Source organism: Pantoea sp. ABR1s, assembly GCF_057812235.1.
In genome coordinates, this window is sequence record NZ_CM173823.1 from 225008 (window position 1) to 239480 (window position 14473).

Annotated in this window: 13 protein-coding genes; 5 read left to right on the forward strand and 8 right to left on the reverse strand. The window is 57.2% G+C overall.

Annotated features, from left to right (window positions below):
• Nucleotides 1-39: 39 nt before the first annotated feature.
• Nucleotides 40-1059, reverse strand: coding sequence for an inner membrane protein YhjD (yhjD, locus tag ACXKZD_RS01055; protein ID WP_010671463.1), 1020 nt, complete (start codon nt 1057-1059; stop codon nt 40-42).
• A 45-nt stretch (nt 1060-1104) separates the two neighbouring features.
• Nucleotides 1105-2004: a LysR family transcriptional regulator gene (locus ACXKZD_RS01060; protein ID WP_010253546.1), complete on the reverse strand. Its 900-nt coding sequence runs from the start codon at nt 2002-2004 to the stop codon at nt 1105-1107.
• 115 nt (nt 2005-2119) lie between these two features.
• On the opposite strand from ACXKZD_RS01060, the gene ACXKZD_RS01065 reads away from it, so the two are divergent.
• Nucleotides 2120-2878: an SDR family NAD(P)-dependent oxidoreductase gene (locus ACXKZD_RS01065; protein WP_010671464.1), complete on the forward strand. Its 759-nt coding sequence runs from the start codon at nt 2120-2122 to the stop codon at nt 2876-2878.
• 44 nt (nt 2879-2922) lie between these two features.
• Here ACXKZD_RS01065 and ACXKZD_RS01070 read toward each other — a convergent pair whose 3' ends face one another.
• A complete protein-coding gene (locus ACXKZD_RS01070; protein ID WP_010253539.1) occupies nt 2923-3771 on the reverse strand; it encodes a PhzF family phenazine biosynthesis protein in 849 nt (282 codons plus the stop codon).
• 107 nt (nt 3772-3878) lie between these two features.
• Between ACXKZD_RS01070 and ACXKZD_RS01075 the strand changes: the two genes are divergently transcribed.
• Nucleotides 3879-4502: a glutathione S-transferase family protein gene (locus tag ACXKZD_RS01075; protein WP_010253536.1), complete on the forward strand. Its 624-nt coding sequence runs from the start codon at nt 3879-3881 to the stop codon at nt 4500-4502.
• Here ACXKZD_RS01075 and ACXKZD_RS01080 read toward each other — a convergent pair.
• Entirely contained in the window at nt 4469-5956 is a 1488-nt protein-coding gene (locus ACXKZD_RS01080) for an aminotransferase-like domain-containing protein (RefSeq protein ID WP_427053152.1), read from the reverse strand. The two genes, ACXKZD_RS01075 and ACXKZD_RS01080, sit on opposite strands and share 34 nt — an antisense overlap.
• 134 nt (nt 5957-6090) lie before the next feature.
• Here ACXKZD_RS01080 and ACXKZD_RS01085 point away from each other — a divergent pair, with 134 nt between their 5' ends.
• A complete protein-coding gene (locus tag ACXKZD_RS01085; protein ID WP_031593770.1) occupies nt 6091-6678 on the forward strand; it encodes a LysE family translocator in 588 nt (195 codons plus the stop codon).
• On the opposite strand, the gene ACXKZD_RS01090 is transcribed toward ACXKZD_RS01085, so the two are convergent.
• The 3 genes from ACXKZD_RS01090 to ACXKZD_RS01100 form a co-directional block, all read right to left on the reverse strand.
• Nucleotides 6675-9059 (reverse strand): phosphoketolase family protein, encoded by a 2385-nt coding sequence (locus ACXKZD_RS01090; protein ID WP_488981816.1) that lies wholly within the window; start codon nt 9057-9059, stop codon nt 6675-6677. The genes ACXKZD_RS01085 and ACXKZD_RS01090 overlap by 4 nt on opposite strands.
• A gap of 126 nt (nt 9060-9185) precedes the next feature.
• Nucleotides 9186-10802, reverse strand: a complete 1617-nt coding sequence (gene mqo / locus ACXKZD_RS01095) for a malate dehydrogenase (quinone) (RefSeq protein WP_033759163.1) — start codon at nt 10800-10802, stop codon at nt 9186-9188.
• 511 nt (nt 10803-11313) lie between these two features.
• The gene (locus ACXKZD_RS01100; RefSeq protein ID WP_122457499.1) at nt 11314-11769 is read right to left on the reverse strand and encodes a carboxymuconolactone decarboxylase family protein; all 456 of its coding nucleotides are present in this window, start codon (nt 11767-11769) and stop codon (nt 11314-11316) included.
• Between the two features lie 59 nt (nt 11770-11828).
• Between ACXKZD_RS01100 and pdxR the strand changes: the two genes are divergently transcribed.
• Nucleotides 11829-13268 (forward strand): MocR-like pyridoxine biosynthesis transcription factor PdxR, encoded by a 1440-nt coding sequence (gene pdxR, locus ACXKZD_RS01105; protein ID WP_033759156.1) that lies wholly within the window; start codon nt 11829-11831, stop codon nt 13266-13268.
• On the opposite strand, the gene ACXKZD_RS01110 is transcribed toward pdxR, so the two are convergent.
• Nucleotides 13258-13500: a DUF1158 domain-containing protein gene (locus ACXKZD_RS01110; RefSeq protein ID WP_010253517.1), complete on the reverse strand. Its 243-nt coding sequence runs from the start codon at nt 13498-13500 to the stop codon at nt 13258-13260. The two genes, pdxR and ACXKZD_RS01110, sit on opposite strands and share 11 nt — an antisense overlap.
• A 316-nt stretch (nt 13501-13816) precedes the next feature.
• On the opposite strand from ACXKZD_RS01110, the gene mntP reads away from it, so the two are divergent.
• Nucleotides 13817-14392 (forward strand): manganese efflux pump MntP, encoded by a 576-nt coding sequence (mntP, locus tag ACXKZD_RS01115; protein ID WP_010253515.1) that lies wholly within the window; start codon nt 13817-13819, stop codon nt 14390-14392.
• Nucleotides 14393-14473: the final 81 nt, after the last annotated feature.

Here is a 14473-nt window from a genome sequence, read left to right on the forward strand (position 1 = left end):
AATAGCCGAGGGGTAATATTTTCCGCTGTTGTTAACGGATTACGATGATTTGTGTCGTGACGCGCTGCCCGCTTCAGGCATTTGTGGGTCGTCTTTATATTTGGCGGTGGCGATCCACGCCGCACAGAACAGCGTCAGGCGGGCGAAGAAGTAGAAAAACGCCATCAGGCCGAGCACGGAACCAAAGGCCGCACCGGAAGGCGAGGTCGCCAGCTTCGGCAGCGTCAGCGTCATCACAAACTTGATCACCTCAAAACCGATTGCCGCCAGCAGCGTGCCGCGGAACAGTGCTTTCTTACGCGGCTTATGACGCGGCAGGATCCAGAAAATCCACAGGAACAGCAGGTAGTTAGCCATAACGGAAATCGAGGTGGCGATAATGGTCAGGGCGGGCCGTAACCAGTCGATGCCATCCAGCCCCAGTGCGCTGACGATCATTGCCTGCGCCGAACCGGCTACCGAGGTCAGCGACAGCGTAATCACCAGCGCCAGCATCAGACCGGTCAGCGACAGGAAATCGCGAATATAACGCTTCCAGATCTTCTCTTTGTCATCCGGTTTGCGTTCCCACACATCGCGCGACTGGGCACGAATCGCTTCGCGCAGGTTACCCATCCAGTTAAGACCGGAGTAGAGCGCCAGCAGTAAACCGGTAATACCTACGGTGGCACGCTGCTGAATGGCGGTATTTACCGTATTCTTCAGCGTGGTTGCCAGCGTCGGGTCGCTGATGCTGCTGACGATTTTGTTGATGATATCGGTCAGCAGATCCTGGTTCGATGCCAGCACAAAACCCACGGCGGCAAACGACACCATCAGAATGGGGATCAGCGATAAAAAAGAGAAATAGGTAATGGCCGCGCCAAACTGGCTGCCGAGCCGATCATTAAAGCGGTCAAGGGCGCGAATAAAATGCGCCACTGCCGGGATCGCCTGAAACCAGGCGGCAAAACGCGACACGCGCACTATCGAATGATCAACCGTCTCGTTGCCGGTTTTAATATCGATAAGTGGCTTTTGCGGCTGCGTATCCTGCGGGTTTTCCTGCTTGTCTGTCATAGACCTTCACTGTCCTGTTTATCATTAAAATCAAAGTATAGCCGCTCAGGTGACGTACTCCTGTAACACCTGACTCAGCCACTCCATAAAAACCCGCACGCGACGCGCCACATTGCGCCGGTGCGGATAGAGCAGGTGGATCGGCATCGGTCTGGCGGGAAAGCGATGCAGCACTTCTACCAGCTCGCCTCTTTCCAGTAATGTCTGAATCCCGGCGGCTGGCACCTGAATAATGCCTAACCCCGCCAGACAGGCGGCGCGATAGGTTTCGGTGCTGTTCACGGTGACCACACCGCCGGTGTGAACATAGTGACACTGCCTGCCATCAAAATATTCAAAACCCGGTGAGGCCTGACCCAGTTGCTGGCTGTAATGCACCATCGCATGCTGCGACAGCTCTTCCAGCCGGATCGGCATGCCGAAACGCGAAAGGTAGCCAGGGCTGGCGCAGTTGATCAAGGTATGGGTACCAATTTTTCGCGCAATCAGGCCAGAATCTTTGAGTTCGCCGACGCGGATTACGCAGTCAAACCCTTCCCGGATCACATCTACCTGACGGTCGCTGCTGCTCAGCTCAATCTCTACGCCGGGGTAGTGCTGTAAAAATTCCGGCAGCCGTGGCAGGATAAAACTGGTGGCCATGGCCACAGACATATCAATCCGGAGTTTACCGCTGAGCGAGGCAGGCTCGTGCTGGAACAGGCTGTCCATATCGTCAATCATCGACAATAAATCCAGACAGCGATCGTAATAGACCAACCCGTCCTGGGTTAGTTGCACCCGGCGCGTGGTGCGATGCAGCAAACGTGTTGCCATTTGATTCTCCAGCGCCTGTATCTGCCGCGAAACGCTGCCTTTGGGGACACCTAAACTCTCTGCCGCGCGGGTAAAACTGCCCATTTCGGCCACCCGCACAAACACCTGCATTGCGTGAATTTTGTCCATGTTGTTCACCGATTGTTGTTTTTATTGAAACAGTGATGCGCATTTAACACTGTTTATAGATCAATAATTCGCGAATATCCTTAACCTGTGTTCAATTTTTCAACAGGTGCGAGAGATGAATCAGAAAGTGGCGTTAATTACCGGTGCAAACCGCGGTTTAGGCCGTAATGGCGCGTTAAAACTGGCGGCCAGGGGGACAGACATTATCCTGACTTACCGCAGCCATGCCGATGAGGCACAGACGGTGGTGAAGGAGATCGAGGCGCTGGGGCGACGTGCAGTGGCGCTGGCGCTGGACGTCGGCGAAACCGGTCAGTTCGATCGTTTTGTCGGCCAGGTGAAAGAGGCACTGCAACAGCAGTGGCAGCGTGAGCGCTTTGACTATTTAGTGAACAACGCCGGACACGGACACTACAAGCCGTTTACCGACACAACCGAGGCGGAATTTGATGCGCTGGTTAATGTGCATTTCAAAGGGCCTTACTTCCTGACCCAGAAGCTGCTGCCGCTGATCAACGACGGTGGCCGCATCCTGAATATCTCCAGCGGTCTGACCCGGCTGATCTATCCTGGCTCCTCGACCTATGCGTCAATGAAAGGGGCGATGGAGGTACTGACGCGCTATCAGGCGAAGGAGCTGGGCGAACGGCGCATTCGCGTCAATATACTGGCACCTGGCGCGATAGAGACTGACTTTGGCGGTGGCCGGGTGCGCGATACCCCCGAGATTAACCATCAGATTGCCGGGCTGACGGCGCTGGGCCGGGTCGGACTGCCGGATGATATCGGCGACGCCATCAGCGCGATCCTCAGTGACGAAACCGGCTGGATCACCGCTCAGCGTATTGAAGCCTCAGGCGGGCAGGGGATTTAACCGCTGGTGGCGTCGCGGAAAGCACCCCGCGACGTCGCCGCCTTTTACAGCGTAATGGTGCCATCGATGACGGTAACAGTATTACCGCCAATCCAGATGGTCTCACCATTAAAGGTTACGTTCACCCGACCGGCACGCTGCAGAGCAGTACCCTGACGCACGCGATAGGAGGTGGTATGGCCTGCGGCTGCAAAATACCGCGCCAGACAGGCGTTGGCGCTGCCGGTCACCGGATCTTCGGTCAGGCTGCCATTTTCCACCAGCAGGCCACGCACTTCATACTGTTCATGCTCGCCCGAGGGCAAACGGCCAAAAGGCATCACGCCCGAGACACCCGCATGTTTAATCAGGCGCTGCAAATCGCTGACATTGGGCTGCAGCGCCAGCACGGCCTCGGCGCTGACCATCGGCACCAGCAGCCAGCGGATACCCATATCCACCACGGTCGGGCTTTGCGTCAGATCGAATGCATCGCTGTTTAAGGCGTTACCCATCAGCGCATCCTGCCATGGCATCAGGGTGGCAGCTGGCGCGGCAAAGGCCAGTCCGCCCGTCTCATTAATCTTCACCGTCACGTTACCGACGCCGCACTCCTGCACGATTTCACCCGGCGTACGGGTTGGCCAGCCCGCCTCCAGCAGCGCGTGTGCGGTGCCCAGCGTCGGGTGACCGGCAAACGGCAGTTCGCCTTCAACGGTAAAAATACGCACCCGGTAGTCCGCCTCTTCATGTTGTGGCGGCAGCACAAAGGTGGTTTCCGACAGGTTAGTCCAGCGGGCAATCGCCGCCAGCTGGCTGTCGCTCAACCCCTGAGCATCCATAATCACCGCCAGCGGATTGCCATTAAAGGCTGCTGAGGTAAACACATCGACTTGCTTAAACGCGACCTTCATAGTGACTCCTTGCGATTGGGTTCAGTGCGGCCTTTTCTCTGCCGGATGATTGCTTATAACAGCTAACAGCGTTATCAATAAGTTAAAGATTTTACCGGAGACTGTGAATGCTAACGATCCTGGGACGCGCCTCCTCAATCAACGTGCGCAAAGTATTATGGCTGTGTGACGAGCTTGACCTTGATTATCAGCGCGAAGAGTGGGGCGACGGATTCCGCTCAACGCACCTGCCCGAATTTATGGCACTTAATCCCAATGCGATGGTGCCGGTACTGAAAGATGATGACTTTGTGATGTGGGAATCCAACGCCATCCTGCGCTATCTGGCGAATGCCTATGGCGGCGAGTGGCTCTATCCTCATCATCCGCAAACGCGTGCGCCTGTCGATCAGTGGATGGACTGGCAGTCCACTGAACTCAACACCTCATGGCGCTACGCATTTATGTCGCTGGTGCGAAATTCACCGGCTCATCAGGATCCACGTTTGCTGGCCGCGGCCAGCAAAGGCTGGGCACACACCATGAGCATTCTCAATCAGCAGCTGGAAAAAACCGGTCGTTACGTTGCCGGACGTAATTTCACACTGGCAGACATTCCGATTGGTCTGGCGGTGAACCGCTGGTTTGAAACCCCGCTCGAACACCCTGATTATCCGGCGGTACGCACCTATTACGAACGTCTGACTGAACGCCACGGCTATACCGTCTGGGGCCGCAACGGTACACCCTGAGCCTCGCCGCAGGATACTCCCGCCAGTTCACAGGCAATTTCGCCCGCGCGTCTGATCGCCCAGCTATAGCGCGCATCAAACGGATAGCAACATGAGAGGCGCAGTGCATGGTTGTAGCGCTCGCTCAGCGAATAGAGCGCGCCGGGCGTGACGCAAATCTGCTCCTGCAGCAGCCGATCAAACATCTCGGTGGTATTTACGCCGCCCGGTATCTCGACCCAGAAGACGAAACCACCGCGCGGCAGCGTCGCGCGGGTGCCCTCCGGGAAGTAGCGGGCAATTAGTCCCCGCGCCTCATCCAGATTGGCCGCGTAGCGACGGCGCAGCGTGCGCAGATGGTGGTCATAACCACCGGAAGCAAGAAACTCCGCCAGCGTTTCAGAGAGCAGGGCAGATTCTGCCATCGACGACACCGCTTTCAGTCGGGCAATCGCATCATGAAAACGGCCAGCGGCGGTCCAGCCAATACGGAAATCAGGTGCCACGGTTTTGGTGAAGCTGGTGCAGTAGATCACCCAGCCGTCGCGATCAAAGGCTTTTACCGCGGGCGAGAGCGGCCAGTCGAACTGCAACTCGTCATACAGCCCATCTTCTATCAGCGGAACGTGGTAAGTATTCACTAACTTCGCCAGCCGCTTCTTGTTCTCCAGCGACATGCCGCAGCCCAGCGGGTTCTGCGCGCTCGGCATCGCAATCAGCGCCTTAATTCGCTGCTCCTGAAGCAGCATCTCCAGCGCATCCAGCGACAGCCCATGCTGCGGATCGGTGGGAATTTCCAGCGCCTTAAGGCCCAGTGAAGCCAGCAGCGGGAAGAGGAAAAAGTAGGTCGGCGACTCCAGTCCGACGCAGTCGCCGGGCTGCGTGACCGCCCGCAGCGCCAGCTGAAGCGCCTCCATGCAGCCGTGAGTAAGAGTGATCTCATCGGCGGTGAGCGTCTGTCCGGCGTGCAGCGCCCGTCGCGCAATCTCCTCCCGTAAGCGCTCACTACCGGGCGGAAGCGCATAGCGCCCAATCATGTTCGGATGACGGCGCAGCAGTGAGGTGGTAATCCGGGCAATACGCGCCGCAGGAAACAGCTCGCTATCCTGGGGGCAGGCCAGGGAAATATTGATGTAGTCGGGATGGTTCTGCGCCGCAAACACCTTATCGATCAGGTCGAGCTTGCCGCTGCTGGGGTCGCGTACCCGGGTTTTATGCTGACCATGGCGGGTCACGGCGGGCAACACGCCGCGCACGTAATAGCCCGACTGGGGACGCGCCTCAATCAGCCCGCGATCTTCCAGCAACTGCCAGGCATTCAGTACCGTATTGACGCTGACCTGATGTGACTGGGCGACGCGGCGGATCGCCGGCAGGCGTTTGCCAGGTTTCAGCGTTCCCTGATGGATAGCCTCAGCGAAGCTGTCTGCCAGCTGCTGATAGAGCGGCCGATCGGAAGTGGGAGCAAGGGACACAGTAGCCTCCGGATTGGATGGGTACAATTGCTGTTAACGGGAACTGTAACCATAACAATAGTGATTTTGTGTCACTGTTACCATCCCTTTCCCCGCCGTAGCATAGAACTCTGTCTGTTTTCAGGAGAGTCACCATGCTCGATCCCTCTTTCTTCAGTTACGTTACCGTCATGTCGATTACGCCAGGCCCGAACAATCTGCTGCTGGCGACCTCAGGCGTCAATTTCGGCATGCGCCGCACGCTGCCGATGGTGTTTGGAATACTGGTAGGTTGTGCGCTGCAAACGGTGATCGCCGGCGTCGCACTGGAGGTCTTACTGCACTGGATGGCGGCGATTCGCCTGCCGCTGACGCTGGCAGGCTGTGCCTATCTGTTGTGGCTCTCATGGAAGATTTTCCGTGCGGCAGCACCTGAAGTGCGCAGCAAGCCGCAGCCCATGACGCTGCTGGGTGGTGCCTGTTTCCAGGCGATCAATCCCAAAGCCTGGCTGATGGCGACCAATGTGGCGCTGTTGTACAGCGCCAGCAGCGGCGTGCTGACGGTGATGATCGGCTTTATGCTGCTGAACCTGCCCTGCATTCTGATCTGGGCTGCGCTGGGCGATCGCCTGCGCAGCCATCTGCAGATTGCCTGGAAGCGTCAGTTATTTAACAGCCTGATGGCGCTGTCGCTGGTGGCGACTACCATCTGGATGCTGACCGACGCCTTGCTGGCCGCTTAATCGGGTGCACCAGGTGCTGTGGCCGACGGCCATTTCCAGTTCTGCACCTCCGGCACATCTTCACCGTGTTCACGCACATAGCGATGATGCTCAGCGATGCGCTCCTGCAGATCGTCCAGCAGCTCAGGATGCGCATCGGCCAGGCCAGGCACGCGCAGAATCGCCTCCTGCGCCAGATGATAGCGGTCAAGCTCGTTCAGCACCGTCATATCAAATGGCGTGGTGGTGGTTCCCTCTTCATTGAAGCCGCGAACATGGAAGTTGCGGTGGTTGGTACGCGAATAGGTCAGGCGATGTATCAGCGTTGGATAACCGTGGAAGGCGAAGATTACCGGTTTATCCTGGGTAAACAGCGCGTCGAATTCCGCATCAGATTTGCCATGCAGATGCTGATCCTGCGGCTGCAGCGCCAGCAGATCGACCACGTTCACCACGCGGATACGCAGTTCGGGCAGCATACCGCGCAGCAGATCCACCGCCGCCATCGTCTCCATGGTCGGCACATCACCGGCACAGGCCATCACCACATCCGGCTCCTCATGATCTGGGGTGGTGCCCGCCCAGTGCCACTCGCCCATGCCCGCTTCACAATGGGTCACCGCACTCGCCATATCCAGCCACTGCGGCGCAGGCTGCTTGCCCGCCACAATCACATTGATGCGGTCCCAGGTGCGCAGGCAGTGATCGCCAACCCACAGCAGCGTATTGGCATCGGGCGGCAGATAGATGCGCACAATGTCCGCTTTTTTATTGGCAACGTGATCGATAAAGCCCGGATCCTGATGGCTATAGCCATTGTGATCCTGTCGCCAGACGTGCGAAGAGAGCAGATAGTTCAGCGACGAGATCGGCTTACGCCAGCCCAGTTTACGCGAGACTTTCAGCCACTTAGCGTGCTGGTTAAACATCGAATCGACGATGTGAATAAAAGCTTCATAACAGTTAAACAGCCCGTGGCGGCCGGTCAGCAGATAGCCCTCAAGCCAGCCCTGACACTGATGCTCACTGAGAATTTCCATCACCCGGCCATCACGCGCCAGCTGCTCATCGTAAGGCTCAGTACGTTCCAGCCAGGTACGGCTGGTCACGTCGAAGACCGGCGTCAGGCGGTTAGAGGCGGTTTCATCCGGGCCAAACAGGCGGAAATTATCGCGGTTGCGCTGGAACAGCACGCTGAGATAGCGGCCCAGATGCTCAGTGGCCTGCGCCATCTGTGCGCCTGGCTCGCTGACATCGCAGGCAAACTCCGCGAGTTCAGGCGCATCCAGCTCACGGCGCAACAGGCCGCCATTGGCATAAGGCGAAGACCCCATGCGTTTATCACCTTCCGGTGCCAGCGCCTGCAGTTCCGGCTTTAAGCGACCCTGTTCATCAAACAGGTCGTCTGGCTGATAACTCCGCATCCACGTCTCAAGGATCTGGCGATGTCCTTCATCTTCACGACAGGCCGCGACCGGCACCTGATGCGCCCGCCAGAAATCCTCCACTTTCTTTCCGTCGACCGTTTTCGGACCGGTCCAGCCTTTGGGGCTGCGCAGGATAATCATCGGCCAGCGCGGCACCCCGGTGGTGGCTTTACCCTGGCGCGCCTCGCGCTGATAAGCGGCGATTTTACTGAAGGCACTATCCAGCGCCTCCGCCATTAGCGGATGCATTTTTTCAGGCTCATGCCCACAGACGAACAGCGGCTCGTAGCCGTAGCCACTGAACAACTGGTGCAAATCTTCATCGCTGCTGCGACCCAGCAGCGTCGGGTTGGCGATTTTGTAGCCATTGAGGTGCAGAATCGGCAGGACCGCGCCGTCACGTTCAGGATTCAGGAATTTAATGCCGTGCCAGCTGGAGGCCAGTGGACCGGTCTCCGCTTCGCCGTCGCCAATCACGCAGGGTACAACCAGTTCGGGATTATCGAAGGCCGCGCCAAACGCATGGGAGAGCGAATAGCCCAGTTCACCGCCTTCATTAATCGAGCCAGGCGTTTCCGGTGCCGCGTGACTGGGAATGCCCCCCGGAAAGGAGAACTGTTTGAACAGACGCTGCATGCCCGCCGCATCCTGCGTGATGTGCGGATAAATCTCGCTGTAGCTGCCCTCAAGCCAGGTATTCGCCACCATACCGGGGCCGCCATGTCCTGGTCCGCAGATGTAGATCATATCCAGGTTTTGCTTTCGGATAACGCGGTTGAGGTGGGCATAGATAAAATTCAGGCCTGGCGTAGTGCCCCAGTGACCCAGCAGACGCGGTTTAATGTGTTCAGGCCTGAGTGGCTCACGCAACAGCGGGTTATCCATCAGGTAAATTTGTCCGACGGAGAGGTAGTTCGCGGCCCGCCAGTAGCGGTCGAGCAGCGTGAATTCCGGTGAAGCAGGGGAGTAAGACATGCAGTTTCCTCCTGATCGTGCAGCTAAAAGATGCCTTAACCCTAATAGAGAATGCCCGGATCGACCAGGTAACCGACCAATAAAAAAGGCCCCGCAGTGCGGAGCCTTTTTATCAATGGCGCTGAATTATTTGCCGACGACGAACGCGGTTTCCCGTCCTTCATCGTTTGCTGCCATCGGGGTAACCGGCGAATAGTCGAGCTGCAGAATCCGGCTGGTTTCGGCTAACACTTTCTCTGTCAGCGCTACGTCGCCGTTCAGCTTACGTCCCCAGGATGGGATCACCGCACGGATTTTGTTCTGCCATTCCGGCGAAGCCATCTGCTCAGGACAGACCTTGTGCAGCAGCTCCAGCATGATCGGTGCCGCCGTAGAGGCGCCAGGCGATGCACCCAGCAGTGCTGAAATCGAGCCATCCTGTGAGGCGACCACTTCGGTGCCCAGACGTAACACGGCGCCCTCTTTTTCATCTTTCTTGATGATCTGCACACGCTGACCGGCAGTCACTAAGCGCCAGTCCTCCTGCTTCGCCTGCGGCACATAGGCACGCAGGGCGTCCATCCGGTCGCGATCGCTTTGCAGCACCTGATCCATCAGGTATTTCACCAGGTCAAAACTTTTCAGCCCCACTTTCACCATCGGCAGCATATTGCTGCTGTTCAGTGAGGTGAACATATCCATCAGCGAACCCTGCTTCAGGAACTTAGTCGAGAAGGTGGCGAACGGGCCAAACAGCAGCACCTGCTTGCCATCCAGCACGCGGGTGTCGACGTGCGGCACGGACATCGGCGGCGCACCGACGCTGGCTTTGCCATAGACCTTGGCCATGTGCTGCGCGACGACCTGCGGATTTTCCGTTACCAGGAATGAACCGCCCACCGGGAAACCAGCGTAACCGTTGGCTTCCGGTATGCCAGCCTTCTGCAACAGCGGTAACGCTGCGCCGCCAGCACCGATAAATATTCTACCCGCCGTCAGTGTGCGACGTGTGCCGCTGTTCAGACACTGCAGCGTCACCTGCCAGCGACCGTCGGCGAGCTGCTTCAGCTCACGCACTTCCTGGCGCAGACGCAGCTGGAAATTCGCTTTCTTCTCTAGCGAGGCGATCAGCTGACGGGTGATTTCACCGAAGTTCACGTCGGTGCCCATCTCCGTCCAGGTCGCGGCCACTTTCTGGCTGCGGTCACGGCCATTCATCACCAGCGGGATCCAGCGGGCAATCTGCTGCGGATCTTCGGAGTAGGCCATGCCACGGAACAGGGTGCTTTTCTGCAGCGCCTTAAAGCGCTTGCGCAGGAAGTCGACATTGTCGTCACCCCAGACAAAGCTCATGTGCGGCGTGCTGTGAATAAAGCTTTTAGGGTTGCGCAGGTTGCCTTTCTGGACCTGATAAGCCCAGAACTGGCGGGAAATCTGGAACGATTCGTTGATCGTCACCGCTTTAGAGATGTCGATGCTGCCATCCGCCTGCTGAGGCGTATAGTTCAGCTCTGCCAGCGCCGCATGACCGGTGCCCGCGTTATTCCAGCCGTTGGACGACTCTTCGGCCACGCTATTCAGCCGCTCCACCATTTCGATGGACCAGTCCGGCTCTAAATCCTGCAGCCACGCGCCGAGGGTGGCGCTCATCACACCTGCGCCAATCAGCAGCACGTCAACGTCTTTGCGCTCCTGCGCGGTAGTAGTGGTGTCCTTTGCCATGGCACTCATCGCGAGCGCAAGGTTTACAGCTGAATTGCACATGAGGCGACATCTCCTCTTCTGTTGACCTGAAGCCCAACAGTTTTGCAGGCGAAATAGTCACGCTTCTTACGAGCGCGTTGCGCTATTTCTCAAAGGTTAAGTCTCAGGTATAGGGTTAAAGCGGTAATAACGCGTTAACTGCACGTTATGCTTTGTCATCTGAATATAACATTCTCGCATCTGAATTAAACATTTGTTTATTTTTTAAATGCAGAAATGATTCAGCATTAGAATTAATCATCAGGGCCAGCGGCGTATTAGGGGTTTTTTAGTGTGAAGTCAGTGGGTTAACGGAAATGGCATGTTGCTGAAAAGCCCCATGCTGGTGCAACGACGGAATGAATATGAACCGTGCGGAATTATTTAATCCGCTGAAATTTAGCGATTTATTATGCAGCAAGGAATAACGGGAATCGGGAGCAGAGCGCCTGAAAGGCCGCTTGTGTAAAAATAATGTTACATTTTTGTGAGTCTGAAAATGCGTGCACATCGGCGCACGCATCGGATTCACTTATGACAGACTGGCGCTGGCGGGCAACTTTTTCAGACTTATCGCCATGCGGTTGTAGGTGTTCATCAGACCAATCGCGATGTTCAGATCGACAATCTCTTTTTCACTGAAGTGCGCTTTCAGTGCGGTATAGCGGTCGTCTGGCGCACCCTGCTGAGCAATCAGGGTCAGGCATTCAGCCCAGTGCAGGGCAGCCTTCTCTTTATCACTGAACAGCGTACCGGATTCCTGCCAGACCGAAGTCAGCACGATCTTATCCCAGCCCATGCCCGACTTATTCAGTGCTTTGGTATGTAAATCAATGCAGTAGGCACAGCCATTAATCTGCGATATGCGCAGGAACAGCAGTTCCAGTAAAGTGAGCGGCAGATCGGTTTGTGCCAGATAACTGTATACGCCGCCCAGTGCTTTCATGCCCGCCGGTGCTGCACTGTGAAAATCGATACGTTCGCTCATCTTATTGCCTCATTCAGGATTGATAAGGCGATTTTCAGCCTTTCAATGGAGCAGATAAAGTGCCAAAAAATGAGAGTCTGACTGGTCCATCGCCGCTTTCCACGCTGACACTGCAGCGCGGCGCGTCACGTGGCCTCAGTGAACAACTGCGCCAGCTGATCGAACAGGCGATTGGTGAAGGACGTTTACAACCTGGCGCACGTCTGCCTTCCTGCCGCGATCTGGCCGCTCAGCTCGGCGTGGCGCGTGGCACCGTTCGCGCCAGTTATGACATGCTGGTTGATGGTCAGTTTCTGCAGGCCAGAGGCGCAGCGGGTACCTTCGTCAGCCCATTACCGCCGTTAAAACCGGTCAATGCCGAGGCTGAACGCCAGCTGCTGGAGGGTGCAGAGGAGTATGAAGCGCCACCGCTGACCTTCCAGATGGGCATTCCTGCCAGCGATGCATTCCCGGCCAAAGTCTGGCTGCGCATTCTGCAGCGTCAGACGCGCCTGCAGGTCAGCAGACCGGCCAGCTATCCCGATCCCCGCGGCAGCTTAGCGTTGCGGCAGGCGCTGGTGGCCTACCTGGCGGTGGCACGCGGCCTGCGCTGTCAGGCGGACCAGATTATTATTACCAGCGGCTATGCTGGCGCAATGGGACTGATTGGGCTGGCGATGAATTTTCAGGGTAAAAAAGCATGGCTGGAAGATCCCGGATTCTGGGTGGCGCGTCGCGCGGTTGAAGCGCTGCGCGTCACGCCGGTTGCCGTGCCGGTTGATGCCGAAGGGTTGCAGGTTGAGGCCGGGATTGCTCGCGCGCCGGATGCCGCTTTTGCGCTGGTCACACCGGGACAGCAGGCGCCGCTTGGCATGACGATGAGCCTGGCACGCCGGCATGCCCTGCTTAACTGGGCCAGCCGCGCGCAGCGCTGGATTATCGAAGATGACTATCTCGGCGAGCTTCAGCCCGGCAATCGCGCCGCGCCGGCACTGGCCGCGCTCGACAGCCAGGGGCGGGTGTTGCACATCGGCACGTTCAGCAAGACGCTAACGCCGCAACTGCGGCTCGGTTTTATGGTGGTGCCACCCGCGCTGACGGCCCGGTTCGGCGAGGTCTGCGCGTTGCTTTCGCCTGCCTCCTCCGGATTGCTGCATAATGCGGTGGCGGAATTTCTGCGGGATGGCCACTTTATGCGGCATCTGCGGCGCATGAAGCGCGTCTATCATGAGCGGCTGGAGCAGATGATCGCGGCGCTGCATCCTCACTTTCCTGACCTGCAACGCGCCGGGCTGGCGGTGATTGTCCGTTTACCCGCCGGTTCACCGGATCAGGTGATTGCGCAGCAGGCGGTGGAGTGGGGCATGGCACCGTCGCCGCTGTCGATCTGGTATCAGCAGGCGGATCAGCGCGGTGCGGGCCTGTTACTGGGGACGGCCCATCTGCCACGTGAAGGTTATGCGCGCAGTGCCGAACGGCTAAAGGCGCTGGTCGATGCGTATCCTGCTGTCAGCCTCTGAACCAGCGACGCCAGACAAAACGGATAACAAAAAACTCCAGTGCGCCCAGCAGCAAAAACCAGACGCAAAACACCACCGTGTAGAGCTGATTCAGGTCCTGCAAATGGAACATCTGCAACAGATGCTGCGCCACCGTCACGCTAAAGGCGGGCGCGGGCAGCAGCAGCGCCGAGAGAAAGCCCAGCAATAAAATGCCACCAGGCACGATCAACGTTTCAAAAGGGTTATTCATAACCGGTATCCCATATTTATCAGCCCGGCATTTTCCGGTAAACGGCGACACGGTTCAATGGTGGCGCGCTGCTTCGTGCGCATCCGGCATGCTACATGGCCAGACGAATGGTCAGAAAATGCTTTGCTACCATCGACTTAGCGCGATTCATAGCGGATGATAAGAGTTATAGCCTTTGCTATACTTAAATCCCTGATTTTACTGTCTTTTTATCTTTGGGTTTGCATGGTAGACTGCGCCCACTTTTTCATAACTGAACACTTTGTGTGGTGAATTCAGCGTGAATTGCCGCTTTTTCGCCCCAGGTGAATAAATCATGACCTTTATTGCCACTTTAATTCTTGCGCTGGGCATGTCGATGGACGCGTTTGCTGCTGCTCTGGGCAAAGGTGCCACATTGCATCGTCCCGGTTTTAAAGAAGCGCTGCGTACCGGTCTGATTTTCGGCTCAATTGAAGCGCTGACGCCGCTGATTGGCTGGGCGCTTGGCCTGGCCGCCAGCCGTTACATCATGGCGTGGGATCACTGGGTTGCCTTCATCCTGCTGGCGTTTCTGGGTGGCCGTATGATGATGGAAGGCTTCCGTCAGACTGCCGTCGCAGAACCCTGTGAAGCCCCGCAAAGCCATGGCTTTATGGTACTGGCGACCACCGCGGTAGCGACCAGCCTGGATGCGCTGGCTGTTGGTGTGGGTCTGGCTTTCCTGCAGGTGAACATCATTACTACCGCGCTGACCATTGGTGCAGCCACTACGGTGATGGCGACGACTGGCGTATTAGTCGGGCGCTTTATTGGTCCGATCCTGGGAAAATGGGCGGAAGTGCTGGGTGGAGTAGTGCTGATTGCCGTCGGCTCCACCATTCTGTTGCAGCATCTCGGCTACACCGCGTAAGGCTTTTGCACATAAAACCGCCATTTTTGTGATCTGGTTCAAATTTATTTGCTGTTAAAACGCACAGGAGCTATACTTTTT

Coding starts and splice junctions, on each gene's coding strand:
- yhjD (WP_010671463.1), bottom strand. CDS start 1,059: ATGACAGACAAGCAGGAAAACCCGCAGGATACGCAGCCGCAAAAGCCA.
- ACXKZD_RS01100 (WP_122457499.1), bottom strand. CDS start 11,769: ATGAGCGAACGTATCGATTTTCACAGTGCAGCACCGGCGGGCATGAAA.
- ACXKZD_RS01070 (WP_010253539.1), bottom strand. CDS start 3,771: ATGAAGGTCGCGTTTAAGCAAGTCGATGTGTTTACCTCAGCAGCCTTT.
- mntP (WP_010253515.1), top strand. CDS start 13,817: ATGACCTTTATTGCCACTTTAATTCTTGCGCTGGGCATGTCGATGGAC.
- ACXKZD_RS01110 (WP_010253517.1), bottom strand. CDS start 13,500: ATGAATAACCCTTTTGAAACGTTGATCGTGCCTGGTGGCATTTTATTG.
- mqo (WP_033759163.1), bottom strand. CDS start 10,802: ATGTGCAATTCAGCTGTAAACCTTGCGCTCGCGATGAGTGCCATGGCA.
- ACXKZD_RS01090 (WP_488981816.1), bottom strand. CDS start 9,059: ATGTCTTACTCCCCTGCTTCACCGGAATTCACGCTGCTCGACCGCTAC.
- ACXKZD_RS01060 (WP_010253546.1), bottom strand. CDS start 2,004: ATGGACAAAATTCACGCAATGCAGGTGTTTGTGCGGGTGGCCGAAATG.
- ACXKZD_RS01085 (WP_031593770.1), top strand. CDS start 6,091: ATGCTCGATCCCTCTTTCTTCAGTTACGTTACCGTCATGTCGATTACG.
- ACXKZD_RS01065 (WP_010671464.1), top strand. CDS start 2,120: ATGAATCAGAAAGTGGCGTTAATTACCGGTGCAAACCGCGGTTTAGGC.
- ACXKZD_RS01075 (WP_010253536.1), top strand. CDS start 3,879: ATGCTAACGATCCTGGGACGCGCCTCCTCAATCAACGTGCGCAAAGTA.